General features: G+C 66.5%; 20 protein-coding genes. 10 read left to right on the top strand and 10 right to left on the bottom strand.

Annotation, left to right across the window (positions count from 1 at the left end; all coding sequences use genetic code 11):
• Positions 1-2: 2 nt before the first annotated feature.
• Positions 3-1,718: a M28 family metallopeptidase gene (locus BM125_RS07985; protein ID WP_175497966.1), complete on the bottom strand. Its 1,716-nt coding sequence runs from the start codon at positions 1,716-1,718 to the stop codon at positions 3-5.
• On the opposite strand from BM125_RS07985, the gene BM125_RS20180 reads away from it, so the two are divergent.
• The 3 genes from BM125_RS20180 (at position 1,717) to BM125_RS07975 (ending at position 3,906) form a co-directional block, all read left to right on the top strand.
• A complete protein-coding gene (locus BM125_RS20180; protein ID WP_175497965.1) occupies positions 1,717-2,148 on the top strand; it encodes a hypothetical protein in 432 nt (143 codons plus the stop codon). The two genes, BM125_RS07985 and BM125_RS20180, sit on opposite strands and share 2 nt — an antisense overlap.
• Positions 2,149-2,218: 70 nt before the next feature.
• Positions 2,219-2,650 carry a hypothetical protein gene (locus BM125_RS07980; protein ID WP_092406727.1) on the top strand — a complete coding sequence of 144 codons (432 nt, stop codon included), beginning with the start codon at positions 2,219-2,221 and terminating at the stop codon, positions 2,648-2,650.
• 215 nt (positions 2,651-2,865) lie between these two features.
• Positions 2,866-3,906, top strand: a complete 1,041-nt coding sequence (locus BM125_RS07975) for a cytochrome-c peroxidase (RefSeq protein ID WP_092406725.1) — start codon at positions 2,866-2,868, stop codon at positions 3,904-3,906.
• Between the two features lie 90 nt (positions 3,907-3,996).
• On the opposite strand, the gene BM125_RS07970 is transcribed toward BM125_RS07975, so the two are convergent.
• The 6 genes from BM125_RS07970 to BM125_RS07945 form a co-directional block, all read right to left on the bottom strand.
• Positions 3,997-4,875, bottom strand: coding sequence for an OmpA family protein (locus tag BM125_RS07970; RefSeq protein WP_092406723.1), 879 nt, complete (start codon positions 4,873-4,875; stop codon positions 3,997-3,999).
• Positions 4,876-4,878: 3 nt separating this feature from the next.
• Entirely contained in the window at positions 4,879-5,244 is a 366-nt protein-coding gene (locus tag BM125_RS07965; RefSeq protein ID WP_175497964.1) for a DUF4398 domain-containing protein, read from the bottom strand.
• A 174-nt stretch (positions 5,245-5,418) separates the two neighbouring features.
• Entirely contained in the window at positions 5,419-6,498 is a 1,080-nt protein-coding gene (locus BM125_RS07960; RefSeq protein WP_092406719.1) for a S41 family peptidase, read from the bottom strand.
• A 97-nt stretch (positions 6,499-6,595) separates the two neighbouring features.
• Positions 6,596-7,258, bottom strand: a complete 663-nt coding sequence (locus BM125_RS07955) for a response regulator (RefSeq protein ID WP_092406717.1) — start codon at positions 7,256-7,258, stop codon at positions 6,596-6,598.
• A 4-nt stretch (positions 7,259-7,262) separates the two neighbouring features.
• On the bottom strand, positions 7,263-8,657 hold the full coding sequence (locus tag BM125_RS07950; RefSeq protein ID WP_175497963.1) for an ATP-binding protein: 1,395 nt from the start codon (positions 8,655-8,657) through the stop codon (positions 7,263-7,265).
• Positions 8,658-8,955: 298 nt separating this feature from the next.
• Positions 8,956-9,618 (bottom strand): DUF4097 family beta strand repeat-containing protein, encoded by a 663-nt coding sequence (locus BM125_RS07945; protein WP_092406713.1) that lies wholly within the window; start codon positions 9,616-9,618, stop codon positions 8,956-8,958.
• Between the two features lie 183 nt (positions 9,619-9,801).
• On the opposite strand from BM125_RS07945, the gene gpmI reads away from it, so the two are divergent.
• From gpmI to BM125_RS07925, 4 genes are all read left to right on the top strand, one after another.
• Positions 9,802-11,328 (top strand): 2,3-bisphosphoglycerate-independent phosphoglycerate mutase, encoded by a 1,527-nt coding sequence (gene gpmI / locus BM125_RS07940; protein ID WP_092406711.1) that lies wholly within the window; start codon positions 9,802-9,804, stop codon positions 11,326-11,328.
• A complete protein-coding gene (locus BM125_RS07935; protein WP_092406709.1) occupies positions 11,328-12,485 on the top strand; it encodes a murein hydrolase activator EnvC family protein in 1,158 nt (385 codons plus the stop codon). Before gpmI ends, BM125_RS07935 begins: the two co-directional genes overlap by 1 nt.
• A gap of 75 nt (positions 12,486-12,560) precedes the next feature.
• Positions 12,561-13,976: a S41 family peptidase gene (locus BM125_RS07930; protein WP_092406882.1), complete on the top strand. Its 1,416-nt coding sequence runs from the start codon at positions 12,561-12,563 to the stop codon at positions 13,974-13,976.
• 493 nt (positions 13,977-14,469) lie between these two features.
• Positions 14,470-15,267 carry a hypothetical protein gene (locus BM125_RS07925; RefSeq protein WP_139224902.1) on the top strand — a complete coding sequence of 266 codons (798 nt, stop codon included), beginning with the start codon at positions 14,470-14,472 and terminating at the stop codon, positions 15,265-15,267.
• Positions 15,268-15,421: 154 nt separating this feature from the next.
• Here the strand turns inward: BM125_RS07925 and BM125_RS07920 are convergent, their stop codons facing one another.
• The 3 genes from BM125_RS07920 to BM125_RS07910 all read right to left on the bottom strand — a co-directional run bounded on the left by BM125_RS07920 (position 15,422) and on the right by BM125_RS07910 (position 18,455).
• Positions 15,422-16,858, bottom strand: a complete 1,437-nt coding sequence (locus tag BM125_RS07920) for an amino acid permease (protein ID WP_092406705.1) — start codon at positions 16,856-16,858, stop codon at positions 15,422-15,424.
• Between the two features lie 109 nt (positions 16,859-16,967).
• On the bottom strand, positions 16,968-17,726 hold the full coding sequence (locus BM125_RS07915) for a COG4705 family protein (protein ID WP_092406703.1): 759 nt from the start codon (positions 17,724-17,726) through the stop codon (positions 16,968-16,970).
• A 351-nt stretch (positions 17,727-18,077) separates the two neighbouring features.
• Entirely contained in the window at positions 18,078-18,455 is a 378-nt protein-coding gene (locus BM125_RS07910) for a DUF5329 family protein (protein WP_092406701.1), read from the bottom strand.
• 144 nt (positions 18,456-18,599) lie between these two features.
• On the opposite strand from BM125_RS07910, the gene BM125_RS07905 reads away from it, so the two are divergent.
• The 3 genes from BM125_RS07905 to BM125_RS20800 all read left to right on the top strand — a co-directional run bounded on the left by BM125_RS07905 (position 18,600) and on the right by BM125_RS20800 (position 25,007).
• Complete coding sequence (locus tag BM125_RS07905) at positions 18,600-21,125, top strand: alpha/beta hydrolase family protein (protein WP_175497962.1); 2,526 nt, start codon at positions 18,600-18,602, stop codon at positions 21,123-21,125.
• A 166-nt stretch (positions 21,126-21,291) separates the two neighbouring features.
• A complete protein-coding gene (locus BM125_RS07900) occupies positions 21,292-22,005 on the top strand; it encodes a ParA family protein (RefSeq protein ID WP_139224901.1) in 714 nt (237 codons plus the stop codon).
• Positions 22,006-22,184: 179 nt separating this feature from the next.
• Positions 22,185-25,007, top strand: a complete 2,823-nt coding sequence (locus tag BM125_RS20800; RefSeq protein ID WP_092406695.1) for a PKD domain-containing protein — start codon at positions 22,185-22,187, stop codon at positions 25,005-25,007.
• Positions 25,008-25,244 lie beyond the last annotated feature (237 nt).

Below are 25,244 nucleotides of genomic sequence, written 5' to 3'. Positions count from 1 at the left end.
GTTCAATCCTTGTTCGCCCTGGCTGCCGGCCGGGCGAAATCGGCACCGGGTTTCCACTGCGGGAAACGCGTCTCGTCTGACAGCTTGTGGCCGACCTTGTAGAGCATCTCGAGGTCGGCGACCGCGCCGCGGTAATCCCAATCCGGATCGAAGTTGTCGCTCGGCTTGTGGTAGCGGTTGGTCGTGTAATCATCGGCCGCGGCACGCCCGGCCGCCTCACCGCCTTCGACCCAGTCGAGGCCGCCGGAGGCGTACAGGGCCGGGACGCCGGCGCGAGCGAAGTTGACGTGGTCGGAGCGGAAGAAGAAGCCCTTTTCGGGCTCTTCGTCGCCGCTGATGACGCGGCCCTGGGCCTTCGCCGCTTCGGTCACGTAGTCGTCGAGTTCGCTCTGGCCGAGCCCGATCACGGTGACGTTCTTCGTCGGTCCGGTCATGGCCAGGGCATCGATGTTGATATTGGCCGCGATCCTGTCGAGCGCAAACGGCGAATGCGCGACGAGGTACTGGGCGCCGAGCAGGCCCGATTCCTCGAGCGTGACTGCGGCGAACACGACCGAACGCTGCGGTGGCTGCGCCTGGTGCGTGAAGGCCTCGGCGATTTCGATGATTGCGGCGACGCCGGTGGCGTTGTCGATCGCACCATTGAGGATCTGGTCGCCCTCGAGGCTCTCGTCCTTGCCGAAATGATCCCAGTGCGCGGTGTAGACGATCGCCTCGTCCGGGCGCTGGCTGCCGGGCAGTACGCCGATGACGTTCTCCGAACTGGTCGTCTCGACCTTGCTGCGGAAGTCGACCGAGAGCTTGGCGCCGAGCACGCTGGCCTTGAAGCCGCGCAGGTCGGCGCTCTTCTTCATCGCGGCGAAATCCTCGCCGGCCGTGGCGAACAGGCGCGTGGCTGCATCCTCACTGAGCCAGCCGGCCGCTTCGAGGCGCGGCGCTGGGTCCTCGCTCGCGGGCAGCGCGAGCTGTGGGCCGCTCCAGCCGTTCTGCACGACGCTCCACGGATACCCCGCTCCCGGCGTCTCATGGACGATGAACAGCGCCGCCGCGCCCTGCCGGGCCGCTTCCTCGTACTTGTAGGTCCAGCGACCGTAATAGGTCAGCGCCGTACCCTTGAACAGATCGGGATCCTTGTTGCCCCAACCCGGGTCGTTGACCAGCACGATCACGGTCTTGCCCTTGACGTCGATGTCGGCGTAGTCGTTCCAGTCCGGCGCATTGACACCGTAGCCGGCGAAGACGATGTCGGAATCCCTGATGCTGACGTCCTGGCTGCCATTCAGCGTATTGAGAACCGCGTCAGCACCGATGCCGAAATTCGCGTTGCCGGTGCTGCCCTTGACTTCGATCTTCACGCTGGCCGGATCGATCAGTTCGGTCTTGACCATCGGCACGGTCTGGAACCAGTTGCCGTTGTTGCCCGGCTTGAGCCCGATGCGTTCGAACTGGTCCTTGATGTAGTTGGTCGTCACACGCTCGCCGATCGTGCCGGGTTCGCGGCCCTCGAACTGGTCGGAAGAGAGTTTCTTCAGGCGCGCGGCGAAATCTTCCGCCGTGATGGCGCCGCTGAAGCGGCCTTCGGCGGTCGGAGTGACCGGCGCCGGCTTTGCGCCGCTGGTCGCCGGCGCCACCGCGGGCGCCGATCCGGTCGCGGGCTCCTGCTTGCCACAGGCGCACAGGACCAGGGCCAGGGTGCCGACGAGAACAGGACGGATCATGGTTTTCTCCGGTGGCGAACAAGCCTGCGATCTTAGCCGCGACCGCGTCGATTTCCGAGCCTTGCATCGTTCAGCGGCGCAAAAGCGGGGCGGCAGCGATGTTCCGTGCATGGACCGATGCGGGATTACGGGCCCGGCTGCCTGCGCACCCGCCCGCTTCTGCAAGAACTTGTGGTTGGGGAGGCTGTGCGCACCCGGCAACGCGCGGGTCGTTGCCGCCTTGACCTCGATCAATAAAGGCCAGTGCAGGCAGGCGCAGCATGAAAACGTCACGCATCGTCAAGGAGGGGCTGATCAAGTAGCAAAGTCGCCCAACCGATTGTTGATTGCTGAAAAGGTGGCGTCCAGAAGGCTCCCCACATGCGCCGCGCGCCGCGTCAGGGCAACCAGCCTTCAGTTCGCCATGCGCCACATGTGGAAAACTTTCTGAACGCCATGACGACTCTGCTACTTGATCGGACCCTCCCTTGGTGGCATTCCCGTCGACGAGGAGTTTTCCAATGCGTATCCATTACAGGCTCGTGCTCGGTCTTTCACTTTCCCTGGCGCTGGCTCTCCCGGCCTTGGCCGATCAGCAGGGCAACGCCGGTGGACAAGGCCAGGACAAGGCCGCAGCGACGAACGCGAAGCAGGATGGCACGACGCAGCAGACGCCGGTCACGGATGCCAATCAGGTCTACGGTTGGCAACTGATGACGCCCGAAGAGCGCGATGCGTTCAGGCAGCAGATGCGCAGCATGAAGACGGACCAGGAGCGCGAGGCCCTGCGCCTTCAACATCATGAACAGATGAAGAAGCGCGCTGCCGAGCGAGGCGTGACCCTGCCCGAGATGCCGATGCATCGCGGCGGCGGGATGGGTCCGGGAGCCGGCATGGGTCCGCGTGGACAGCCCCAGCAACCTCCGCCGCCGAAGGACGAGGGCGGCGGCTGATCCGCAGCAGTCAACGCCGGCCACGCGCAAGCGGCAGTGGGCGGCCGCGGGTTTTCCGCCAGTGCACGCGCCACCTGCGTCGGCCTGGCAGGGACAGTTGAACAACGAATGCCGGTCGCGTCGAAGCTTCGTCGGCGTATCCGACCGAGTACCGGATCTGCCAGGCGCTGGAGCGACCGGCGCGGGGTTCGCATCAATGAAAGCAGGAGATCACCATGCGTCAACTTTGCATTGCGACAATGTTTGCCCTGGGATGCCTGTGCACCGGCCAGGCATCCGCCCAGTCCGCCCTGATGAAGCAGGCGCAGGGCCTGTTCAAGCCGATTCCGACCACGGCGCCGGCCTTGCCCGGCAACGCCGCGACTCCGGCCAAGCAGGAACTCGGCAAGATGCTGTACTTCGACACCCGCTTGTCCGAAAGCCATGCCCTCAGTTGCAACTCCTGCCACATGATCGGCATGGGGGGCGTCGACCTGCAGGAGACCTCGCTGGGCCATCGCTGGCAGCACGGCGGCCGCAACGCGCCGACGGTCTACAATGCGGTGTTCGAAGTCGCCCAGTTCTGGGATGGGCGGGCCAAGGATCTCGAGGCGCAGGCCGGTGGCCCGCTGGTCAACCCGGTGGAAATGGACACCACGCCGGAACATGTCATCGAACAGCTGAAGGGCATACCGGGCTATACAGCAGCCTTCGCCAAGGCCTTTCCGGGTGTCGCCGATCCGTTGACCTTCGACAACGTGCGCAAGGCCATCGCGGTGTTCGAGGCGACCCTGATCACGCCGAACGCGGCCTTCGATCGTTATCTCAAGGGTAGCGAAGAGGCGCTCGATGCCAACCAGAAAGCGGGCCTGGAACTCTTCATCGGCAAGGGTTGCGTGGCTTGCCACAACGGCATCAACGTGGGCGGCAGCATGTATGCCGCATTTGGTGTGATCGAGCGCCCGGGCGCCGAGATCCTGCCGCCGGATGACAAGGGTCGCTTCGCCGTAACCAAGACCGCGAGTGACGCCTACGTTTTCCGGGCGGCGTCACTGCGCAATGTCGCGCTGACACCGCCGTATTTCCATTCGGGCAAGGTCTGGGATCTGCGCCAGGCGGTGGCGATCATGGGCAACAGCCAACTCGGCGCCGATCTGAACGATGGCGAAGTCGACCGGATCACCGATTTCCTCGGTTCGCTAACCGGTGACCAGCCCCAGGTGATGTTGCCGATCCTGCCGCCCAGCGTTGCCACGACGCCCAGACCCAAACCGTAAGCCAGGTCGACGAACGCCCACGAATGAGCGGGCTCCAGGGCGATGAAGAAAAACCCCGCCCCTCCCTGGGCGGGGTCAAGACGCCCGCGATCAGCGGGCAACGCTGGAGTCGATGATGACCTCGACGCGACGGTTCTGCTGGCGGCCGCTCTCGGTGTCGTTGCTGGCAACCGGATAGTCCTGGCCGAGGCCACGCGCGGTGATCCGGGCCGGATCGACGCCGTGGGTGACGAGGTAGGCGCGGACCACGTCGGCGCGACGCTTGGACAGATCCATGTTGTAGTCGGGCGATCCGGTCGAATCGGTGTGGCCTTCGATCGTGATATGCGCATCAGGGTCGTCGGCGAGGACGCGCGACAACTGGTCGAGCGCGCGCGTGGCGCCCGGCTTGATCGCGGCGCGGTCGACCTCGAACAGCACGTCGCCGAGGGTGACGACCAGTCCGCGCTCGGTTTCCGCGGTCTGCAATTCGGTCAGGCGTGCCTGCATGGAAGCCAGTTCCATGCGTGCCGCATTCGCATCGGCGCGAGCCAGATTGGCGTTGTGGCGTTCCGCATCGGCGGTGGCCAGCGCGGCGTTGGCCAGTTGGCGCGCTTCCGCGGCCTGGCGGGTCCGCACGTCGACGAGCAGGCGGTCGCGCTCGAGGCCGAGTTCCTTGCCGCGCGCCTCGGCATGACGCGCCAGGCCAACGGCTTCGGCCGTCTGCACGAGGCGGTCGGCCAGGTAGATGCCGTGGCGAAACATCGGTTCGTCGAGTCGGCGTCCCTGGCTGCCCATGACGTCGACCGCTGCCTGAGCACGGCTGATCTCCTCAACGGCATTCGGTCCGACGCGCGGATCGGCACGCAGGCGGCTCAAGGTCTGATCGAGACGCACGATTTCCGGAGGCGGTCCCTTCGGCGTGGTCGCGCAGGCGGCGAGCAGCAGAACTGAGAGAACGGAAGTGAGATGCAGGATTTTCGGTTTCATGGCTCAGCTCCCCGGTCGTTCGAGTTCGCGGCGCAGCGTTTCGACGCTGGCTTCGATTTCGGCAGTCGCTGCCGTGGCGCGCTGCTCGCGAGCGCGGGCGGCGGCAAGATCGGCGTCGGCCTTGGCCTTCTCCGAGCTCATTGAGCTGGCCTCCCATTCGCGGCGATCGAGTGCGCCGCGGGCGGCGGTCAGATTGGACTGCGCGGCGTCCCATTCGGTTGGCGCGGCGCGGGCCGCATCGGCCGCTTCGGCCGCCTGCACGGCGGTCTGTGCCTGGGCGAATGCGATCTCGGCGTCATCATGGCGCGAGGCGAATGCGCTGCCGCACCACAGCGTGGTCAACAACAGTATTGCTAGGCGAAACTTCATGGTGTTCTCCCTTGGCCGGGCCCGGCGCATGTCGCGGCGCACAGTGCGATCGACATGCAGACCGGGGCGATTCCGGACACGACTATTCCTGCCTCATAGTGAACAACGGCAAAATTCAGCGTGGGTTGAAGTTGGTGAAGCGGCCGTTCATCGAGTCAGCGATCGAAGCAACGCTCAATCCAGCTCAGACATGCGCTCGCGAATCTCGCCCTGCCGTTCCGGATCGGCTTCGCCCGGGAGCAGCCGTCCGAGTATCGCCACCTGGGCCACATCCGCCGCGTCGCTGGCCGGGGCCGAGATGTCCGGCGCGATGCCCACGCCTTCCCAGTCGGTGTGCGTGACCGGACTGATCGGACGGCCGCTCGGCACGAACATCATGAAGTGCGCGTCGAGTCGCTGCGGACTTCCCGCATGCGCGCCACCGCCCGTGTTCTCCCCGACCACGACCGCGCGATGTGCATTCTTCAATGCATAGGTGATGTCTTCGCACGCCGAAAATGTATCGTGGCTGGTCAGCAGGTAGACCATGCGCTCCTGCCCATACTTGATTCCGGGCACTGCCTTCGTGGTCCAGCGCACCTCGGTGCGGTCTTCGTCGCGGAAGTAGATGTCGTTCAAGTGTTCGGGCGCGTCGAACAGATAGCTTGCGAACAGCATGACCGTGTCGGGATCGCCGCCGCCGCACTTGCGCAGATCGATGACGAGCGCGTCGGATTCGCTCACCAGGGTCATCGCGGCGGCGATGCGATCGGTCGCATGCTCGGGGCGGGCGAACGCGTGCAGGTCGATGTAGCCGATGTTGAACGGAAACCGGCCGACACTGGCGAATCCATAATTGAGCCGCCGTTGGCGCAAATCCTCGATCGCCTGTTCCTCGGGCGTGCCCTGCCCCGACTCGCCCACGGACAGCGGCTTTTCGAAATAGCGCACTTCAAGGTGGCGGTCGCCGGTCTGCTCCTGAAGCACGTCGGTCAGGTGCCCGGCAAAGGATTGCGCACTCGTGATCGAGTCGAATTCTCCGCGCCGTTGGCGTTCGCGCAGATCGCTTTCGATGGCGGCGGTCTTCTCCGGAATGACATAGGCACGGTGGAGTTGGGCGATCGCCGCGTCGATGACCGTGTTGCGCTCACTGGCGTCGATCACGCTGTCGCGCTGGCCGGAAGCATTCGCGGCGGGTTCCGAGACCACGTGCCGGACGAGCAAGGACGCCCCGGCGACCGCGATCAGGGCACAGGCCCAGGTTCTCTTCTTCATTTGCACATCCTCGTCGGCTGGCCCGAAAGCGGGCAGGACGCAGGGTGCCGGGCGAATGTGGGGAAACCGTGAGCAGGCGACCAGGCATCGCCCGGAGTCAGGTTTCGACGCGGTAGCCGAGGCCGTACACGGAATGGATGACGGCTGTATCGGGCAACACCTCGGCGATCTTGCGCCGCAGATTCTTGATGTGGGTGTCGATCGCGCGGTCGGCACTATCGAGGCTGCTGCAGCTGACGATGTCGAGCAACTGGGCGCGCGAAAAGATCGTCCCGGGCCGGCTTGCCATGGCCGCGAACAGGTCGAACTCGCTGCGCGTGAGCGAGAGTGCATGCGAGCCCACGCGCACGCGTCGCCGGGCCGCATCGACCTGCACCAGTTGCGCGCCGGTGTCGATTCGGCTCCGTCGCAAGATCGCCTTGATCCGCGCGACGAGTTCGCGGGGACTGAAAGGCTTGCAGACATAGTCGTCGGCACCGGTTTCGAGTCCGAGCAGGCGATCGATCTCGGCCACCCGCGCCGTGAGCATGATGATGGGCAGGTCCGAGAACGTTCGTATCGCCCTGCAGATCGCGACCCCGTCGAGTCCGGGCAGCATCAGATCCAGCACGACCAGATCGGGTGGGTCGCGGCGCACGCGAGCCAGTGCCTCGTTGCCATCGTGCAGCACGCTCGCCTCGTAGCCGGCGGCCGACACGTAATCCGCGATGATCGCGGCCAGATCGCTCTCGTCCTCGATGATCAGGATCGTCGGGTTCACGGCATCAGGGCCTGTGCAGCACCACGCTCACGCGCAGGCCGCCCTGTGGAGATTCCGCGAATTCGATTCGGCCGCCGTGCAATGTGACGATCTGCCGGGCCAGGGCAAGGCCGAGGCCCGAACCGCCGGAGTTGCGGTGGCGCGAGGGATCGACACGAAAGAAGCGCTCGCCGAGTCGGGCCCGATCAGCTTCGGCGACACCGGGCGCGGAATCATCGACGACGACGTGCAACTCGTCAGCGTCGGTGTGGGCGCAGACGTCGATGCGGCCGCCGGCGGCGGTATGGCGGATGCTGTTCTCGATCAGGTTTGCGAGCAGGCGCCGCAGTTGTTCGGCATCGCCCAGGACCATGCCCGGTTCGCGCGGCGTGCGCGTTTCGAGCAGCAGTCCGGCGGCGCGGGCTCGTTCCGAGAAGGCATCGCTGGTCTCGCGCAGGATCGACCACAGGTCACAGGGTTCCGCGACGAGCGCAGACTGGCATTCGTCACCCAACGACAGTGCGTGCAGTGCATCGACGAGATGGCCGAGCGCACCCACCTGGCGCAGCAGCAAGTCGATGTTCGCCGGCGTCGCGCTGCGTATCCCGTCCTGCATGCTTTCCAGCTGCGCGCGCAAGACGGCCACGGGCGTGCGCAATTCGTGCGAGGTGTCGGCCACCCAGCGCTTGCGCATGGCCTCCACCTCCGCGAGCCGCGCCGCCATTCGATCGAACGCATTCGCGAGTTCGCCGAGTTCGTCGGTCCGGTGGACCCCGGATCGGGCCTCGAAGCGCCCCCGCTCGAACTGGCGGACACTCTCGAGCAGGCGTCGTATCGGGCGGCGAAAATGGTCGGCGAGAAGGGCGGCCAGCACGGCGCTGAGCAGGATGCCCGCCAGCAACACGCACAGCAGCCGGTCCTGGCGTTCGATGAGAAACGCCACGGCCAGCGCGTCATCCGGATTTCCGGGCTCGGCGAGCACCAGATGGCCAATGACCTCTCCGTCGATCATGAGAGTCCTGCGGATCGTGTCGATTGACGCGAAAGCGACGACGACCCGGCGCGCGAGCAATCCGGCGATGCGATCCTCGTGACGATCCAGCAGGGCGATGCGCGTGCCAAGGCCGGGCAGGGGATCCTCGGCGTCGTGCCTCGCATCCATGGCACGACGGACCTGTTCACGCATCCACGATGCTTGCAAGGCCGTTGCGGGTGGCACGAATGTCCAGCCACCGTGCTCGCGATAGCGCTGTTCGAGATCATTGGCGAGTTGGTCGAGCACGGCGACATCCGCTGTTGGGCGGGGCGCGCCGGAACCGTCGAACACCGACCAGCGGATCAATTGCAGCCCGATCGCGGCCAGGATCAGTATGGCCGATGCGATCGTGGCGAATAGTCGGAGTCCGATCGGTAGTCTCAAGGGAGGGTCTGACCAGGTACGGAACCCGCTGCAGCGATCCAGGCAGAGTAGTGAGGGCCGCTCGCGCCCGCAAGATGCCAGGGGCCGTGCGGCCCATTCCGGCGAGAATCGATGCCGGCGGCACCGGCCAGCGCGCATCGGGCGGCGTCCGGCGGCAACGACGTCGAGGCCGCAGCAGGCTCAGCGGACCGACCGGATCGTTCGCACGCTCGAATGGTGATCGGTCAGGCCGCGCTGGCTGGCTTCGCACGCCTGGGCGGGGTTCACGCCGCGGCGCGAACCCCGCCGCAGAACCTGCTCAAGGATTCTCGCCCGAAAACATGACTGGCGTCGCGCCCTTGACCTCGCCGATCCGGGCGCTGTCGCTGACGTACAGTTCGACATCGCGCTCGAACACGAGCGAACCCTGGACCACGGAGCGCGGGCCGATCACGACGCGCGGCGGCTGGTTCGATCCGAAGTTGAACCAGCTGTTGGTTTTTTCGACCAGGATGCCGCGGTCGACGCGCGAATCGGCGCCGACCTCGATGTCGCCGCTGACCGTGCGGATGCCACCGCCCACATGTGCCGAGCGCAGGCGGATGCCGCCGTTGACGTTGGAGACATCGCCGCTGACGTCGCTGCCGTCATCGAGGGTCAGCGACCCGTTCACGGTCGAAACCTCGCGCGCCACGCGCACATGGCGACCGATCGAGATGCGGCCATTGACCGTGCCGGCCGACTCGATCGTGGCGTCGTCGCCGATCTCGATCGAGCCGTTCACGGTCGAGACCTCCTCGGCCTGGCCATGGTCGCCAAGCCGGATCGAGCCGTTGACCGTGTCGAGGTCGCCGACGCTGCGGCCGTCCTCGATGCGGATCGAGCCGTTGACCTTGCTGTGGTCGTCGCCAGCCCAAGCCGGCAGGGACAGGCCCAGGGCCAGGGCAGCGACTGCGAGCGAACTGATGATTGGGCGAACCATGGTGAAACTCCTGAAGGGTGGGTCGCCTGCTTTGATGCGTCGGCCGCCGGCAGCGTTTAAACCGCGCCTGGACATGTCGCCCGACGCCCATTCGAGCGCGCCGGACGGTACCGACCTCACGCATCCGTTACCATTCCGGCTGCCGCCCTGCCGGGTGCGCCCGTTCACTTCCCGAGTCTACCCATGTCCCGACCAAAACCCGTGCTCCTGCTGATCCTCGATGGCTGGGGCCATCGCGAGGAAACCGCGCACAATGCGATCGCCCTCGCCGACTGTCCGAACTGGCGACGCCTGCTCGCCGAATGTCCGCACAGCCTGGTCGACACGCACGGGCTCAGCGTCGGACTTCCGGATGGCCAGATGGGCAACTCCGAAGTCGGTCACATGAACATCGGATCCGGGCGCATCGTCTACCAGGACCTGACCCGCATCGACGCCGCCATTGCCGATGGCAGCTTCGCGCGCAACCCGGCCCTGCTCGGCGCCTGCGAAGCCGCGCGTCGCAACGACGGCTGCCTGCACGTGTTCGGGCTGCTTTCGCCGGGTGGCGTTCACAGCCACGAGCGCCACATCTTCGCCATGATCGACCTCGCCGCCGCTGCCGGCGTCACGCGCATTGCCGTGCATGCGTTTCTCGATGGTCGCGACACGCCGCCGCGCAGCGCCGCGGATTCGTTGCTGCAACTCGACGCGAAATGCGCTGAACACCCCGGCGCGCACATCGCCACGGTCAGCGGCCGCTATTACGCGATGGATCGCGACCAGCGCTGGGACCGGGTCAAGCGGGCCTGCGACGCGATCATCGAGGCGCGATCCGCGCAGCATGCCGAGAGCGCCATGGGCGCCCTCGAAGCCGCCTATGCGCGCGACGAGAACGACGAGTTCGTGCAGCCGACCGTGATCGGCGCCGGCCGTCCGATGGCCGATGGCGATGCGGTCGTGTTCATGAATTTCCGCGCCGATCGGGCGCGCCAGCTGAGCCGGGTCTTCGTCGATCCGGCCTTCGACGGCTTTGCGCTCGAGCGCAGGCCGGCCCTGTCGGCCTTCGTCAGCCTGACCGAATACGCGGCCGACCTGCCGGTGACCGCGATCGCGTTCGCCGCGCAGTCGATGCACGACACGCTGGGCGAAGTGCTGGCCGAGCGCGGCCTGCACCAGCTGCGTATCGCCGAAACCGAGAAATACGCGCACGTGACGTTCTTCTTCTCGGGCGGCCGCGAGCAACCGTTCGCCGGCGAGGAGCGCATCCTCGTGCCGAGCCCGCAGGTCGCCACCTACGACTTGAAGCCCGAGATGAGCCTGCCCGAACTGACCGAGCGACTGGTCGCCGAAATCCGCGGCGGCCGCTTCGACTTCATCGTCTGCAACATCGCCAATGCCGACATGGTCGGCCACAGCGGCATCGAAAGCGCGGCGATCAAGGCTGCCGAGGCGATCGATGTGGCGCTCGGCCGGATCACCGCGGCGATCCGCGAGAGTGGCGGCGAAATGCTGGTCAGTGCCGATCACGGCAATCTCGAGCAGATGGTCGATGAACAGGGCATCGCGCATACCCAGCACACGGTCGGTCCGGTTCCGTTGGTCTACGTCGGCCGCAAGGCGCGCCTGCACGACGGCGCCCTGCGCGATCTGGCGCCGACCGTGCTCGCCCTGATGGGCCTCGATGCGCCCGCCGAAATGAGCGGCCACAGCCTCGTCGCATTCGGCTGATGCGCATGCCCCGGATTGCTGCGGGCCTGCTCGTGCTGGTCAGCCTGCTGGCGGTCGCGCAGCCCGAGGATCCGCAGAAGGCCGCCAGCGAAGCCGCGGCCCGCCAGCGCCTCGAACGCCTGCGCGCCGACATCCGCACGCTGACCGCGGAACTGCGCGCGACCAGTGGCGAGAAGGACGAGGCAACGCGCGCCTTGCGTGAGGCCGAGACCGCCATTGCCGTGGCCCTCGGCGAGGTGCGCGCGATCGACGTGCAGCTGGCCGACCGGCAACAGGAACTGGCCGCGCTCGAGGACGAGCGCTCGGCGCTGGCGAACAAGCTCAAGGCGCAACGCGAGGACCTGGCCGTGCTGCTGCGCTCGGCCTATGCGCTTGGCCGCAACGAGGAACTCAAGCTGCTCCTGCAGCAGGAGGACGTCGACGCGATCGCACGCGTGCTGGCCTATCACCGCTATTTCCAGCGTGCCCGGGTCGAGCGCATCGACAACCTGATGGCCGATCTCCAGCAACTGGCCGACCTGCAGCGGGCGATCGAAACCAAGACTGCCGAGCTGAATGCGACGCGCGGCGAGCGCGAGGGCGAGGTCCGCCAGCTCGAGGAACGGCGCGGCGAGCGCGAGACGCTGCTGGCCGGGCTCGATGCGCGGCTGAACGACCAGCAGGCACGGCTGGCGGTCATGGCCCGGGACGAAAAAGGCCTGCTCGACCTGCTCGAACGCCTGCGCGACGTGTTTGCCGACATTCCGAGCCGGCTCGACGGCGCGGAACCGTTTGCCAGCCTGCGTGGTCGAATGAAGCTGCCGGTGCGCGGCAAGGTTAGTACGCAGTTCGGCGGCACCGACGAGAGTGGCCGGCGCATTTCCGGCTGGCTGATCCGGGCCGACAGCGGCAGCGAGGTGCATGCGATCGCGCGCGGCCGGGTCGCCTATGCCGACTGGCTCAAGGGCTACGGCATGTTGCTGATTCTCGATCACGGCGATGGCTACATGAGTCTCTATGCCTACAACGATGCATTGCGCAAGGAGGTCGGCGACTGGGTCTCGGCCGGCGACACGATCGCCACCAGCGGCAGCAGCGGTGGCCAGAAGTCGCCTGCGCTGTATTTCGAGCTGCGCCTGCAGGGCAAGCCGATCAATCCGAAGTCCTGGCTGCGTTGAGCGCGCAGCAGCCCGATGCCGAACCGCGCGAAGACCCACTCGCGCTATGATCGGCGCATTCCCGTGAGGTTTCCGATGTCCCTTCGCCCCGTATCGCTTCCGCTGCTGCTGGCCCTGCTGTTTGCCGGCGGCGCCCTGGCCCAGCCCGCCACCCCGCCCCCTGCGCCCGACCTGCCGGACGACGCGGACGTCGGGGCGGCGCTGGATGAAGCCGACGCGCCCGAAACCGCTCCGGCGCCGGCGCCGGCCGGCCAGATCGATCTCGACGACGTGCGCAAGTTCACGGCCGTACTGAGCCTGATCAAGCAGGCCTATGTCGAGCCGGTCGATGACCATGTCCTCATGCAGGCCGCGATCAAGGGCATGCTGGTCGGCCTCGATCCGCACAGCGAGTATCTGGAGGCCAGTGCGCTTGACCAGCTGACCGAGGACACCTCGGGCAGCTATGAAGGCCTGGGTCTCGAGGTCACCACCGCCGACGGCGCGCTGCGCGTGATCGCACCGATCGACGATACCCCGGCGGCGCGCGCCGGCATCAAGCCGGGCGATACCATCCTGCGCATCGACAATGTGCCGGTCCAGGCCGACAACCTCAGCGATGCGGTCGACATGCTGCGCGGCCCGCCGGGCAGGGAAGTGACCCTGTCCATCCTGCGCCTCGGCGCCAACCTGCCGCAGGACATCAAGCTCAAGCGCGAGACGATCCGCGTCGCCAGCGTGCGCGGCCGCCTGCTCGAACCGGGCTACGCCTACCTGCGGGTCAGCCAGTTCCAGTCCGAGACCGGCAGCGACCTGCGCAAGCGCATCGCCCGCCTGCAAAAGGACAACGGCAAACCGCTGGCCGGTGCCGTGCTCGACCTGCGCAGCAACCCCGGCGGCTTGCTCTCCTCGGCTGTCGAAGTCAGCGACCTGCTGCTCGACGCCGGCACCATCGTCACCACCAAGGGCCGTATCCGCGAGGCCGACATGGCCTTCCAGGCGACCCCGGGCGATGCCCTCGATGCGGCGCCGCTGGTGGTGCTGATCGACAATGGCAGCGCTTCCGCCGCGGAAATCGTCGCGGGTGCGCTGAAGGACAATCATCGCGCCCTGCTGATGGGACGGCGCAGCTTCGGCAAGGGCTCGGTGCAGACCGTGCTGACCCTTGACGAGACCCACGCGCTCAAGTTGACCACCGCCCGCTACTACACGCCGAGCGGCATCTCGATCCAGGCCTCCGGCATCAAGCCCGACATCGAACTGGCCGACCTTGCCCTCAGTGCCAACGAGAACGACCCGTTTTCGGGCATCAGCGAACGCGACCTGCGCAATCATCTGAAGGGCGACGGCGAGGTCGAGGCAGGCGCTGCACCGGCCGACGTGCCGGCGGCGCGGCGCGGTGCTCCCAGCGACTACGCCCTGAGCGAGGCGCTCAATGTGCTCAAGGCCATGGCCCTGCAGCGGCGGCCGGCCAGTCCGCCGGCGGCCGCCGAATCCAGCGGCAAGGGCTGAGCGCCCTCGAGGCTGGCCATTCGGGCCGGTCCGCCCCGGCTCCCGTTGCCTTCGCCGGGGCCATGCCGATCCACCGGCGCGATCGACGCGTCGCCCGGGGGCCTGCGGTTCGCGGCACCGGCGCAGATAGACCGGCCGTCTTCCAGGCCCGCCCCGGAACGAAACGAGCGCAGATGGCTCCCACCTAACCGTTTGGTTTGTATCGGGAAAGATGGCACCTCTGAGGCCCGCCCGGCAGTCGGCGCAGTGCATTGGGGTCAGCCCCGTCCAGATCGCCACGCAGTACGACCGACACGCTTTCTGAACGCCAGGTCGCGTGCGCCACCAGACCCAGCGTTGTCCTGGCACTCGCGATGTCGAGACTCGGGCGCACCCAATCCACGATCCACGCGCTAAACTTGCGGTTTGGTCGCCGGCGCCGAACCCCGCCGATCGACCGCCCGGACCGGTCCCCCTGACCGGTCCGCCCGGCATCTGAATAGAGGAAAGCGGAATGAAGAGTCGCAGTCTCGCAGCTGTTCTGAGCTGTATTGCCGGATCGTTGCTGGCGACCGGCGCGTCGGCCGAGCAGATCTACAGCAATGGACCCTATGTCACCCATCCCGGCGCGCATGTGTCGGGTGAGGACGTCAGCATGGCGCAGGATGTCACCTACCCGGGCTATACGGCACTGGGATTTGCCGCGGGTCCGAGCTATCGCCTCGCGGACGACTTCGTGGTACCGCTCGATCATGTCTTCATCATCGACAGCCTCACCCTGTTTGCCTATCAGACCGGATCGGAAGCGGCATTCACCGATGCGCGGGTCAGTATCTGGCTTGGCCCGCCGGAAGGCTCGGGTAGCACCAAGGTCTTCGATGGCTCGGCGACCAATGTCCTCGTTTCGTCCGAGCCCGATGCCTATCGCGCTGCGCAGTCCATGGCCAACCCGCTGAGCGACACCCAGCGCAGGATCCAGCGCCTGACGATTCTCGTCCCGAACCTGCCGCTGACATCGAATCAGTACTGGGTCGACTGGCAGCTGACCGGTCCGCAGGCCGGTGAAACCTTCACCCCGCCCGTCAGCATTCTCGGCCAGGCCTATACGGCGGCCGGCGGATTCGCCCGCAAGAAGTGTCCTGCGAACATCACCGATCCGGAGAACGATTGCTTCGAGGCCGGCGGCCAATGGCGCCTGTTCGAGAACGGCACTTCGCCCTACCTGGTCGATCTGCCGTTTACCGTCAACGGCCGCGATATCGTCAACACGATTTTCCGCACCGGCTTCGAGCCGGTGCCGGCCACGCCCTGAGTCGACCGCGTTTTCCCGCGGCCGCGAACGCGAGGCTGACCCGCGGCCTTGCTTGGACAGCAAGGCCGGCAACACCCCGCAGCCCGGCACCGCCGAACGGCTCATCACGCGAGGCGCAGGTCGGCCGACGCGCCGACCTGCGCCAACCACGTCCTCAGTCGCCGCGGGCCAGCTTGCTGTGGCGGATGCCGTAGGCGAAATACACAACCAGACCGATCACGAGCCAGATCACGAAGCGCTCCCAGGTCGCCCAAGGCAGCAGGGCCAGCAGCCAGATCGAGAAGCCGATGCCGATGACCGGCACGAAGGGCACGAACGGCGTGCGGAACGCGCGATGCAGGTCGGGCTGCTTGTAGCGCAGCACGAGCACGGCGCTGCAGATCACGACGAACGCGCTCAGCGCACCGATGTTGACCAGCTTGGCCAGTTCGTCGAGTGGCAGCAGGCCGGCGGCGATGGCCGTGACCACGCCGAGGATCAGGGTCGGCCGGTACGGCGTGCCGGTGCTCGGATGGACCTTGGCGAACCAGGCCGGCAGCAGGCCATCGCGCGAGAGCGAGAACCAGATCCGTGCGGCGGCCAGCATGAAGGCGAAGATCACGCTGATGATGCTGGTCACCGCGGTCACCGATATGGCCACGCTGACCCAGCCCATGCCGAGGTTGCCGAAGGCATTGGCAACCGGTGCCGGGTTGTCCAGGGTCGTATAGTGGGCAACGCCGGTCAGGACCATCGAGATGGTCAGGTAGAGCAGCATCGAGATGCCGAGTGAGAGCAGGATCGCGCGTGGCAGGTCGCGTTGCGGGTCGCGCGATTCCTCGGCCGCCGTGGTCAACGTGTCGTAACCGAACACCGCGAAGAAGACCACCGCCGCAGCCGCGGTGACGCCATGCCAGCCATACTGGCGGGTGCCGTCCGGATGGATGACCTCCTCGGGCACGAACGGAACCCAGTTCGACGGGTCGATGTAGAAGGCGCCGACGATGATGACCAGGGCGACGCCGACGATCTTGGCGGCGACGACGATCGTGTTCAGGCGCGCACCGACTTCGGTGCGTGCGGTCAGCAGGACGGCCACGCCCATCGCGACCAGCGCGGCGATCAGGTTGAACACATGGCCTTCGCCAGTGCCGATGGCGCCCTGCGCCCAGAGCGGCAGGCCAAGGCCGAAATGTTCGAGGATGTTCTGCATGTAGCCCGACCAGCCGCTGGCCACCGCCGCCACGATCAGGGCGTATTCCAGCAGCAGGTCCCAGCCGATCAGCCAGGCGACAAACTCGCCGAGCACGGCATAGCCATAGGTATAGGCGCTGCCGGTAACCGGAATGAGGCCGGCGAACTCGGCGTAGCACAGCGCCGCGGCACCGCTGGCGATACCGGCGATGATGAAGGCGAGCGCGACCGCCGGCCCGGCATTGGCCGCGGCCTGCTGGCCGGCGAGGACGAAGATGCCGACACCGATGATGCCGCCGAGGCCGATGCTGGTGAGTTGCCAGACGCCGAGCACGCGGCGCAGTTCCTTGCGCTGGCCGAGTTCGGCCTGCAGCTGCTGGACGGTCTTGTGGCGGGTCAACGTGGAAAAGAGACTCATGCGGTCCTCCCCTTGAAATGAACGGGGATCATAACGGGTATGGCCGACGAGTCCGAATCGGTCCGCGCTGGATGTCGACGCATCGTTGCCGGCGACCCCGCGCGTCCCCTCAATGCGTGCGTGCCGCCGGGCGCTGCGGGAAGACGAGAATGCAGACCAGGATGAAAACGACGAGCACGGCCGATGCGGAGTAGCGACTCAGGGCCAGCCCACCTTCGGCAACCGGCTTGTCGAGCAGGTCGCCAACCACCGCGCCGAGCGGGCGGGTCAGGATGAACGCCGCCCAGAACAGCGCCGTGCGCGAGAGGCGGGTCCACCAGTAAAGGCCGGCGAGCACCATCAACAAGGCGCCGAAGAGCAGCGCGCCGCCGTCGAAGCCGAGCCCGGCCGTATCGGCGGTCCAGTCGCCAAGGGCCGTGCCAAGCGTCTGCGAAAACATGATCGTGACCCAGTAGTAGACTTCGGAGCGCGGCGAACTCACGGTGTCGACGGCGATCGATCCAAGCGTGCGATACCAGATCCACAGCGAGGCCAGCAGCAGGCCGAACAGGATCGCCGTGCCGCCAGCGTAGCCGATGCCGAGCGAGCGCGTGGCGTAGTCGGCCAGGGTCGTGCCGACCGTGGTGGTGGCGATGATCGTGACCCAGTACAGCATGGGGTGGAAGCGGCGCGCCGAAACCTGGGCGACCACGGCAACGATGAAGGCTGCAGCAAAGAGCTCGGTGCCGACCAGGTAGCCAAGGCCCATCGACATCGACACCGCATCGCCGCCGGTCTCGCCGAGGGTCGTGGCGAATACCTTGATGATCCAGAAGATCAGGGTGACTTCGGGCACCTTGCTCAGGGCCTTCCCGGTGGAATCGTTCATGCGCTCTCCAGGATCAGGTCGAGCAGGGTCGCATCACATGGGCGCTGCCAGCGCATTATGCGCACCGTGGCACGTTCGAAAAGAGGGGACCTCAAGAAGGGTTGTGCCGCTTTTTCAGATCCTTCCGGGGTCGCGCACGGCCAGACCGCATCGTCTGGCGAGCTGTCCAGCCAGGGTCGATTTGCCGGAACCCGAATTACCGATGATGGCGATACGCATGTGCCCAATTGTCCCATCTGATCCGAGCCGCGAACTTGCCGTCCCGCCGCGGGCTGGCCGGCAAGGAGGAACGCCGCACAGCGGATGGGCGACCCTCGGGCATGATCCACGCTCAGGACAATGTCGGAAAGCTCAGTGGCGGGCTGCGCCCGCGCCGGCACGAAACTGTTCGAGTTTCCGATTCAGCCACTGCGCACTCGGTTCTGCCGGATGTCCCGGACAACGGACCTGGTAGGCCTCCCCACTCAGGCTGCTGCGCGTTGCTGCCGCATCGACGAAGCTCGCCGCGTCGCTGATCAGGCCCTTGCGCTCGAAGTAGTCCAGCTTGCGCTGCAGGTGGCTGGCGGCCCTGGAGCCCGGATACCAGCTGCCGTTGCGGTAGAACTCGCAATCGGAATTCGAAAGCGCCTGCAACAGCGCGTCGATTTCGGCGTGAACCGCGGCCGGCGGCGGCGCGGCGGGCAGGAGCGAACTGCAAGCCAGCAGCGACAGCAGGATCCATCGTTTCATCGGTGTCCTCCCTGAGGGCGAGCGGTCGGGCAGCGGCGCGGCGGAAATCCAGGCGTCCCGGCCGGGCGGACCTCGGTCGCCAGCGCATCGCCAGCAGCGATGCGATTGCATAGACTCCTATCCGGGCCTGCGCGGGATCTTCGCATGCACTGGACCACAAAGAGACCATCGACGTTCACCGCCGTCGTCCTCAGGGTCATGGCATGGGTCGCCGCGAGCATCCTGCAGGTGCCGCCGGCGGTCGCCGGCGGCGGCATGTATCCGGTCGAGCCGGGTGAGCAGCCGGAGCTCGGCGTCGACGAGGGATTTCTGCTCGTGGTGGTCGATTCGGCCATCCAGCTCGATGGGGTCTACATGCGCAGGGACGGCGCCATGCTCAAGTCCAGCGTGCTGCGGCGCACGCCGCGAGGGCGCAACCTGCAGCTCATGCGGGTGCCGTCCGGCACCTATGTCTGGGACACCCTGCGCACGCCCTCGGGCATGGCCTACAAACTCAAGGACAATCCGGAGTTCCGCTTCGAAGTGAGGTCGGGCCAGATCGTCTATGCCGGCGACCTTTCATTCCGGCCGGTCGGATTCGACAACGCCTACATCCATGCGACCAATCGTGGCCTGGCCGCCATGGACTGGCTCGAATCGACGTATCCCGATCTTTATCGGCGCTATCCGTTTGCCTACTCCGGCCACTACGCCGACCCATTCCCCGAGTTCTATCGAAAGGCGGAGGGGGCCGCAGGCGATGCCCGGAGTCATCGCCCGGCGTTGGCGCCCCCACCCGACCCCGGTCCGCTGCCATTGCCGGTGGAGACGCTCTGGCGGTCCGAACGGTTGCAGGGCGTCAGCCTGAGTCCGGGCGGCAAGCTGCTGGCGATCCATCGTGTCGACGCGGACGGCAAGCACTGGACCATCGACATGCTCGATCTCGAGGCCGCCGAGGCGCAGCAGATCGTGCGTTCGGAGCTGCCGTTCGAGGTCATGCAATGGTCGGGCGATGAAACCCTGCTGCTTTCGTTCACTGAACCGACGGTCGGGCCGCGCGTTGCCGTGGTCCATATCGATACCGACGCGACCGGCAGGCACCACTACCGGCAACTCGCCTTCAAACGCACGGGGCGCGTCCTCGATCCGCTCGCCGAAGACCCCGCGCACATCCTGTTTGCATCGACCGCGAAGAACGGCGGCCTGCTCGTGCACAGGCTCGACGTCTCGAACCAGTCGGCCCTCGACCGTTTCCGCGCCGATCCGGCCGAGCGCCTGAACATGGGCCTCAGGGACGAACGCTGGTGGTTTGCCGATGGCGCCGGACAGCTCAGCGTCGCGGTCGTGGTCCGTGATGGCGAAAGCGTCCTGATGAACCGGAACGGCGACCGTTTCGCCGAATTCTTTCGCCTCAGCGCCGGTGCCGGTTTCACCCCATCGGCCTTGTCCTATGACGGCAAGTCGCTGATCGGGCTGAGCGGGGAGGATCGCGAGCAGCGCGAGCTGGTCGAGTTCGACATCGCTGCACGACGCATCTCGCGAACCCTGTTCAGCAAGCCCGGCGTCGATATCGTGTCGCCGCTGTTCAATGCGCGCAATGACGCGATCGGCGTGCGTTACTACCAGGGCGGGCGCCTGGTCAACGAATACTTCGACCGTCAGGATCGCGAACGCGCGGCGATGGTGGCGGCGGCCTTTCCGGGCCGCAGCGTCTCGGTGATCGACCAGAGCCTCGATGGTGGTCGCCTGATCCTGATGGTCGACGCGGCCGACGAGACGCCGAAGGTCTACCAGCTCGATACGGCGGACCGTCGGGCTGTGTTGATCGAAGACACCCTGCCGTGGCTTGGCACCTACCGGTTTGCGCCGACATCGCTCATCACCGCCGTCGGCAAGGACGGATTGCCGATCGAGGCCTTCCTGACCCTTCCGGCGAGCGATGGCCCGCGACCGCTCATCGTGATGCCGCACGGCGGACCGGTCGGTGTCAGCGACCACCTGCATTTCGATCGCGATGTGCAGTTTCTCGCCTCGCTCGGATTTGCCGTGTTGCGCGTCAACTTCCGCGGCTCCGGCGGCTATGGCAAGGCCTTTCGCGAGGCCGGCTACGGCAAGTCCGGGACCCTCATCGAGGACGATATCGATGCGGCACTGGCCGGGGCCCTGAAGCACTACCCGGTCGATCCGGCGCGCATGTGCACGCTCGGCTTCAGCTACGGTGGCTATTCGGCCCTGATCGCCGTCGCGCGCGCCCCCGAGCGCTACCGTTGTGCCATTTCGGTGTCCGGCATCAGCGATCGCCTGCTGTTCTTCACCGCCAGCGATTCCGCCCTGACCGCCGACGGGCGCAAGGTGCTCGAGAAGATCGTCGGCGATCCGGCGACCGAACAGCGCCAGATGGTCGAGACCTCCCCGGTCTATCGCTATCGCGACATCACCGTGCCGGTGATGCTCGTCCATGGCCGCCTCGATCCGCGCGTCGATATCGAGCACGAACGCCGCATGCAACGCATGCTCGAGCTCGCCGGCAATCCGCCGGTTGGCCTGATCTTCGACGAAAGCGGGCATACCATCGAGGGCATGGCCAACACCGAACGCCTGTGGTCCGGCATTGCCGGATTCCTGCGCCGGAACCTCGATCCAGGCAGCGCGAGGCCGACCATCCAGGCCAGCCCGGTCGCGACACCTTGAACGAATCCATCGCCGCGCAACGGCCGATCTTCGCGCGCGGCGCCGTCGGCCGCTGCCATGCCCCCGCAGCCCGGACGTCCAGCCGTCCATTCGATCCGGAATGAATGCAAATGGCGCGAACTAGCGTAAAGTGGCGCACGGGAAGGGGTTTCGGGTCGGCGAAGGCATGTTTCGAGTTCTGGTTGCCAACAGCAAGGGCGGGTGCGGGAAGACCACGCTGACAACGACCCTGGCCGGCTACTTTGCCCGCAGCGGCCGGGCCACGACCCTGATCGACTGCGATCCGCAGGGGTCGTCGTCGGCCTGGTGCGCGCAACGCTCGGAGCACCTGCCGCAGGTGCATGCACTGGCCAGCAACGACCCGTCCTACGGCCTCAGCTCCGGCTGGGTGCTGCGCATACCGGCGAAGACCGAAGTCCTGCTGATCGACACGCCGGCCGGCTTGCGCTCGCATGAGTTCGCCCAGTTCGCCCGGCATGCCGATGCGCTGGTCATCCCGGTGATCCCGTCGCCGATCGACCTGCGCGCAACCCTGGGCTTCATCGACATGGTGCGCAAGCTCGACGAGGTGCGCAAAGGCCGCCTGCGCGTCGCCATGATCGCCAACCGGCTGCGCGCGAACACGATTTCGGCACGCCAACTCGATACGACGCTGGAGCGCCTGACCGAAGCCGCCATGATCCGGGTGCGCGATTCGCAGGTCTACGTCGGCCTGGCCGACCGCGGCCAGAGCGTGTTCGACAATGACAGCAAGGCCGTGCTTGCCCATCGCGATGACTGGACGCCCCTGCTCAACTGGCTCGAACGCCGTGCTGCCGATGCGCGGCCGAGCGGCAACATCACGCCGCTGGTTCCGCCCGGCCAGCGTTTCGGAAACTGAGCGCGTCCCTGACCTTGGCAACTGGCTTCCGCGGTTGAATTTCGGCTAATCTCCATCGCCGATTTGCCCGGGTCCGGCGAATCTACGGCCGTCGACCTGGCGTGGCAGCCCCGCCATGCGGACTCGCCGCAGAGTGAGGGCCTGTTCGGACCGCAACGCCACTCCAGGGGAAATACCGAATGCATTCGAAGGTCACCGCCAGGCGTCTGGGCTGGCTCCTCGTCGCACTGTTGCCGACGCTCGCGGTCGCCGCCGAATCGAGCTCCGAAGATCCGCGCGAGGAAAGCTGGCAGATCGAGCAGCGCCAGCGCTGGTTCGAGGAGTCGCGCGGATTGCGCCAGCATCCGGAAGCCGCGCGGCTGCGTGCCGATGCGGCAGCGACGCTGAATCTGCAGCGTCTGGCCCTGGATCCCGTGCGCAGCGCCAGTGGCGAAACCTGGCAGCAGATCGGTCCATCCTCGATGAACATGGTCGACTGGATCATGGGTCGGGTGGCCGGGCGCCTCAACGCGATCACGCCCTTGCCGGGTGACGACGACACGGTCTACGCCGGCAGTGCCGCGGGCGGCGTCTGGAAAACGACCAATGGCGGACAAGGCTGGACCCCCGTGTTCGATGAGGTCGGTACCCTGCCGGTCGGCGCCATCACCCTGGATCCCTCTCTGGCCAGCACGGTCTGGGTCGGCACCGGCGACAAGAACGGCGGCGGTTGCGCCGGCTACTTCGGTCAGGGCGTCTATCTGAGCGAGGATGCCGGAGCCAGCTGGGTCGCCCGCAACGGCAGCGGCGGCGGCGCCATGCCGCTTTCGATCATCAATGCCGTCGCCGTGCAGCCGACCGACGGCAATGTGGTCCTGGTCGGTGGCGCCGGCAGCTGCAACGCTTCCGGCACGCTGTCGGGGGCCGGCGTCTACCGCTCGACCGACAAGGGCCTGAGCTGGACCAAGGTCCTCAACAACAACGTCGAGGACCTGCTGTTCGTGCCGGGCACGGCGACCGTCTATGCCGGCCTGGTCGGCGTAGGCGTGCAGAAGTCCATCGACGGCGGAGCGACCTGGGTCCCGGCGAATACCGGCATCTCGGTCAGCGGATCACGCCTACGCCTGGCCATGGCGCCGAGCAACAGCGCCGTTCTCTATGTGCTGATGGGTTCGAAGATCTACCGCAGCGGCGACGCGGGTGCCAACTGGACCTTGCAGAACAGCAATGCCTGCGAGGGCCAGTGCGGCTACAACCAGACCATCGCCGTGCATCCGACCCAGGCCGACACCGTGCTGCTTGGCACGATCCGCGTGGCCCGCTCGACCGACGCCGGAGTCAGCTTCACGCCGCTGACCAGCACCTGGGGCACCGCCCAGGCCGTGCATCAGGACACCCACGTCGTGCGTTATTCGTCCAGCAACCCGAACCGTTTCTGGGTCGGCAGCGACGGCGGCATCTGGCGCAGCGACGATGGCGGCACCTCGTTCCTGAACATGAACGCGAACATCAATATCACCCAGTTCTATGACATTGCCGTCAATCCGCTCGACGCCAACATCGTCCTCGGCGGCGCCCAGGACAACGGCTCCTCCGGGCGGCGCACCAGCCTGGTCTGGGACCTCACCTTCGCCAGCGGCGACGGTTTCATGAACGCCTTCGACGAAAACACGCCGTCGATCGTGTTCCAGACCAGCTATCCGCAGGGCAACCTGCCGAACATCGTGCGGTCATTCGATGGCGGCTCGCCAGGCAGCTATTCGACGATGCCGACCAGCGGACTGGTCGCGACTTCGGCCTTCCAGTTCCTGACCCCGATGGCCTCGGCCGGCAGCCTGTTGTTCGTTTCGTCCAACGTGCTCTACCGGGCCAATACCACGGGCAACAGCTGGACTGCGGTCAGCGGCAATGTCGGCACGATCTCGGTGATCACGCCGCAGGTGCACGGCAGCATGACCCCGGCCTATATCGGCACCGCGAACGGCCAGATCCACGCCAGTCCCGATGCCGGCATCCCGTCTCCGGTCTTCAACAACGTCACCGGCGATTATCCGGGCGGTCGTGTATCCGATATCGCCATGGATCCGGTCGACGCCCAGCGCGTGTTCATCACCCGCGCCGGCTTTGGCCAATCGCGCCTGTATCGGTCGACCAGCGGCGGCACCAACTGGACCGCAGTCGGCACCGGCCTGCCGAACGTGCCGGCCAACGCGGTCGCGATCGATCCGCTGAATACCAATCGATTGTTCGTCGGCACCGACATCGGCGTCTACGAGAGCACCGACGGCGGCGACAACTTCTCCGCCTACTCGGCCGGCCTGCCGCTCGGCGTCGTCGTCTCGGACCTGGAGATCGACGATCTTCCGCACGTCCTGACCGCAGGCACCTACAGCCGCGGCGCCTGGCGTGTCGTCCTCGCCGGCAGCGTCGGCAACGCGCCACCGACCGCCGACTTCAGCATCGAGCGCGACGGCCTTGATGCGAGCTTCTCCGACCAGTCCCTCGACAACGACGGATCGATCGTCAGCCACCTCTGGGACTTCGGCGACGGCAGCGCGACTTCGGTCGAGACCGATCCGATGCATGCCTATCCCGGTCCGGGCAACTACACCGCGGCGCTCACGGTCACCGACAATGGCGGCCTGACCGGCAGCTACAGCCGCATCGTGCGCATCGCCGCACCCCCGATCACCCTCGTCAACGGCATCGCCCTGACCAACCAGAGCGCGGCCCAGGGCGACCAGGTCTACTACACGCTCGAGGTTCCGATCGGCGCCTACGACCTGCATTTCGAAACCAGCGGCAACGTTCCGAATCAGGATGCCGACCTGACCGTGTTGCGCGGCTCGCAGTTCCTCTGCCAGTCGGCAGGTGGCACCTCCGACGAGGAGTGCAATTTCCCGACCCCGCAATCCGGCACCTATACGGCCATCGTCGATGCCTACACGGCGCTGACCAACTACACCATCCTCGCCAGCTACGTGCTGCCGCCGGACGAGATCTTCGCCAACGGATTCGATTAGAAGAAGATGCCTGACGAGCCCGGGCGGCAGAACCTCCTCGGAGGGGGCTGCCCAGGCTTGAAAACGCATATGCAGCGCATTGCCGACTTGCACTCACGATGGCAGGCCTCTCTGCAAGACGCTCGGCTGTCGTGAAATGCTCAGGCTCGTGCTGCACCCGGCACCGGGGCCACGGGACCCGGGCACGACAGGTTGTGCCCGGCCTTGCGGCATTTGCAGGAAAATGGATTCGCTGAT

The organism is Dokdonella immobilis (assembly GCF_900115085.1).
GTDB lineage: Bacteria > Pseudomonadota > Gammaproteobacteria > Xanthomonadales > Rhodanobacteraceae > Dokdonella > Dokdonella immobilis.
The sequence above is the reverse complement of the archived record's forward strand: the minus strand, read 5'-3'. Positions and strand labels throughout refer to the sequence as shown.

Excerpts from the sequence above, each read along its gene's own strand:
- BM125_RS07925 (WP_139224902.1), top strand. The coding sequence starts at position 14,470 with ATGAAGAGTCGCAGTCTCGCAGCTGTTCTGAGCTGTATTGCCGGATCG.
- BM125_RS20800 (WP_092406695.1), top strand. The coding sequence starts at position 22,185 with ATGCATTCGAAGGTCACCGCCAGGCGTCTGGGCTGGCTCCTCGTCGCA.
- BM125_RS07900 (WP_139224901.1), top strand. The coding sequence starts at position 21,292 with ATGTTTCGAGTTCTGGTTGCCAACAGCAAGGGCGGGTGCGGGAAGACC.
- gpmI (WP_092406711.1), top strand. The coding sequence starts at position 9,802 with ATGTCCCGACCAAAACCCGTGCTCCTGCTGATCCTCGATGGCTGGGGC.
- BM125_RS07935 (WP_092406709.1), top strand. The coding sequence starts at position 11,328 with ATGCGCATGCCCCGGATTGCTGCGGGCCTGCTCGTGCTGGTCAGCCTG.
- BM125_RS07985 (WP_175497966.1), bottom strand. The coding sequence starts at position 1,718 with ATGATCCGTCCTGTTCTCGTCGGCACCCTGGCCCTGGTCCTGTGCGCC.
- BM125_RS07965 (WP_175497964.1), bottom strand. The coding sequence starts at position 5,244 with ATGAAGTTTCGCCTAGCAATACTGTTGTTGACCACGCTGTGGTGCGGC.
- BM125_RS07930 (WP_092406882.1), top strand. The coding sequence starts at position 12,561 with ATGTCCCTTCGCCCCGTATCGCTTCCGCTGCTGCTGGCCCTGCTGTTT.
- BM125_RS07975 (WP_092406725.1), top strand. The coding sequence starts at position 2,866 with ATGCGTCAACTTTGCATTGCGACAATGTTTGCCCTGGGATGCCTGTGC.
- BM125_RS07980 (WP_092406727.1), top strand. The coding sequence starts at position 2,219 with ATGCGTATCCATTACAGGCTCGTGCTCGGTCTTTCACTTTCCCTGGCG.
- BM125_RS07960 (WP_092406719.1), bottom strand. The coding sequence starts at position 6,498 with ATGAAGAAGAGAACCTGGGCCTGTGCCCTGATCGCGGTCGCCGGGGCG.
- BM125_RS07905 (WP_175497962.1), top strand. The coding sequence starts at position 18,600 with ATGCACTGGACCACAAAGAGACCATCGACGTTCACCGCCGTCGTCCTC.
- BM125_RS07945 (WP_092406713.1), bottom strand. The coding sequence starts at position 9,618 with ATGGTTCGCCCAATCATCAGTTCGCTCGCAGTCGCTGCCCTGGCCCTG.
- BM125_RS20180 (WP_175497965.1), top strand. The coding sequence starts at position 1,717 with ATGGTTTTCTCCGGTGGCGAACAAGCCTGCGATCTTAGCCGCGACCGC.
- BM125_RS07915 (WP_092406703.1), bottom strand. The coding sequence starts at position 17,726 with ATGAACGATTCCACCGGGAAGGCCCTGAGCAAGGTGCCCGAAGTCACC.
- BM125_RS07910 (WP_092406701.1), bottom strand. The coding sequence starts at position 18,455 with ATGAAACGATGGATCCTGCTGTCGCTGCTGGCTTGCAGTTCGCTCCTG.
- BM125_RS07970 (WP_092406723.1), bottom strand. The coding sequence starts at position 4,875 with ATGAAACCGAAAATCCTGCATCTCACTTCCGTTCTCTCAGTTCTGCTG.
- BM125_RS07920 (WP_092406705.1), bottom strand. The coding sequence starts at position 16,858 with ATGAGTCTCTTTTCCACGTTGACCCGCCACAAGACCGTCCAGCAGCTG.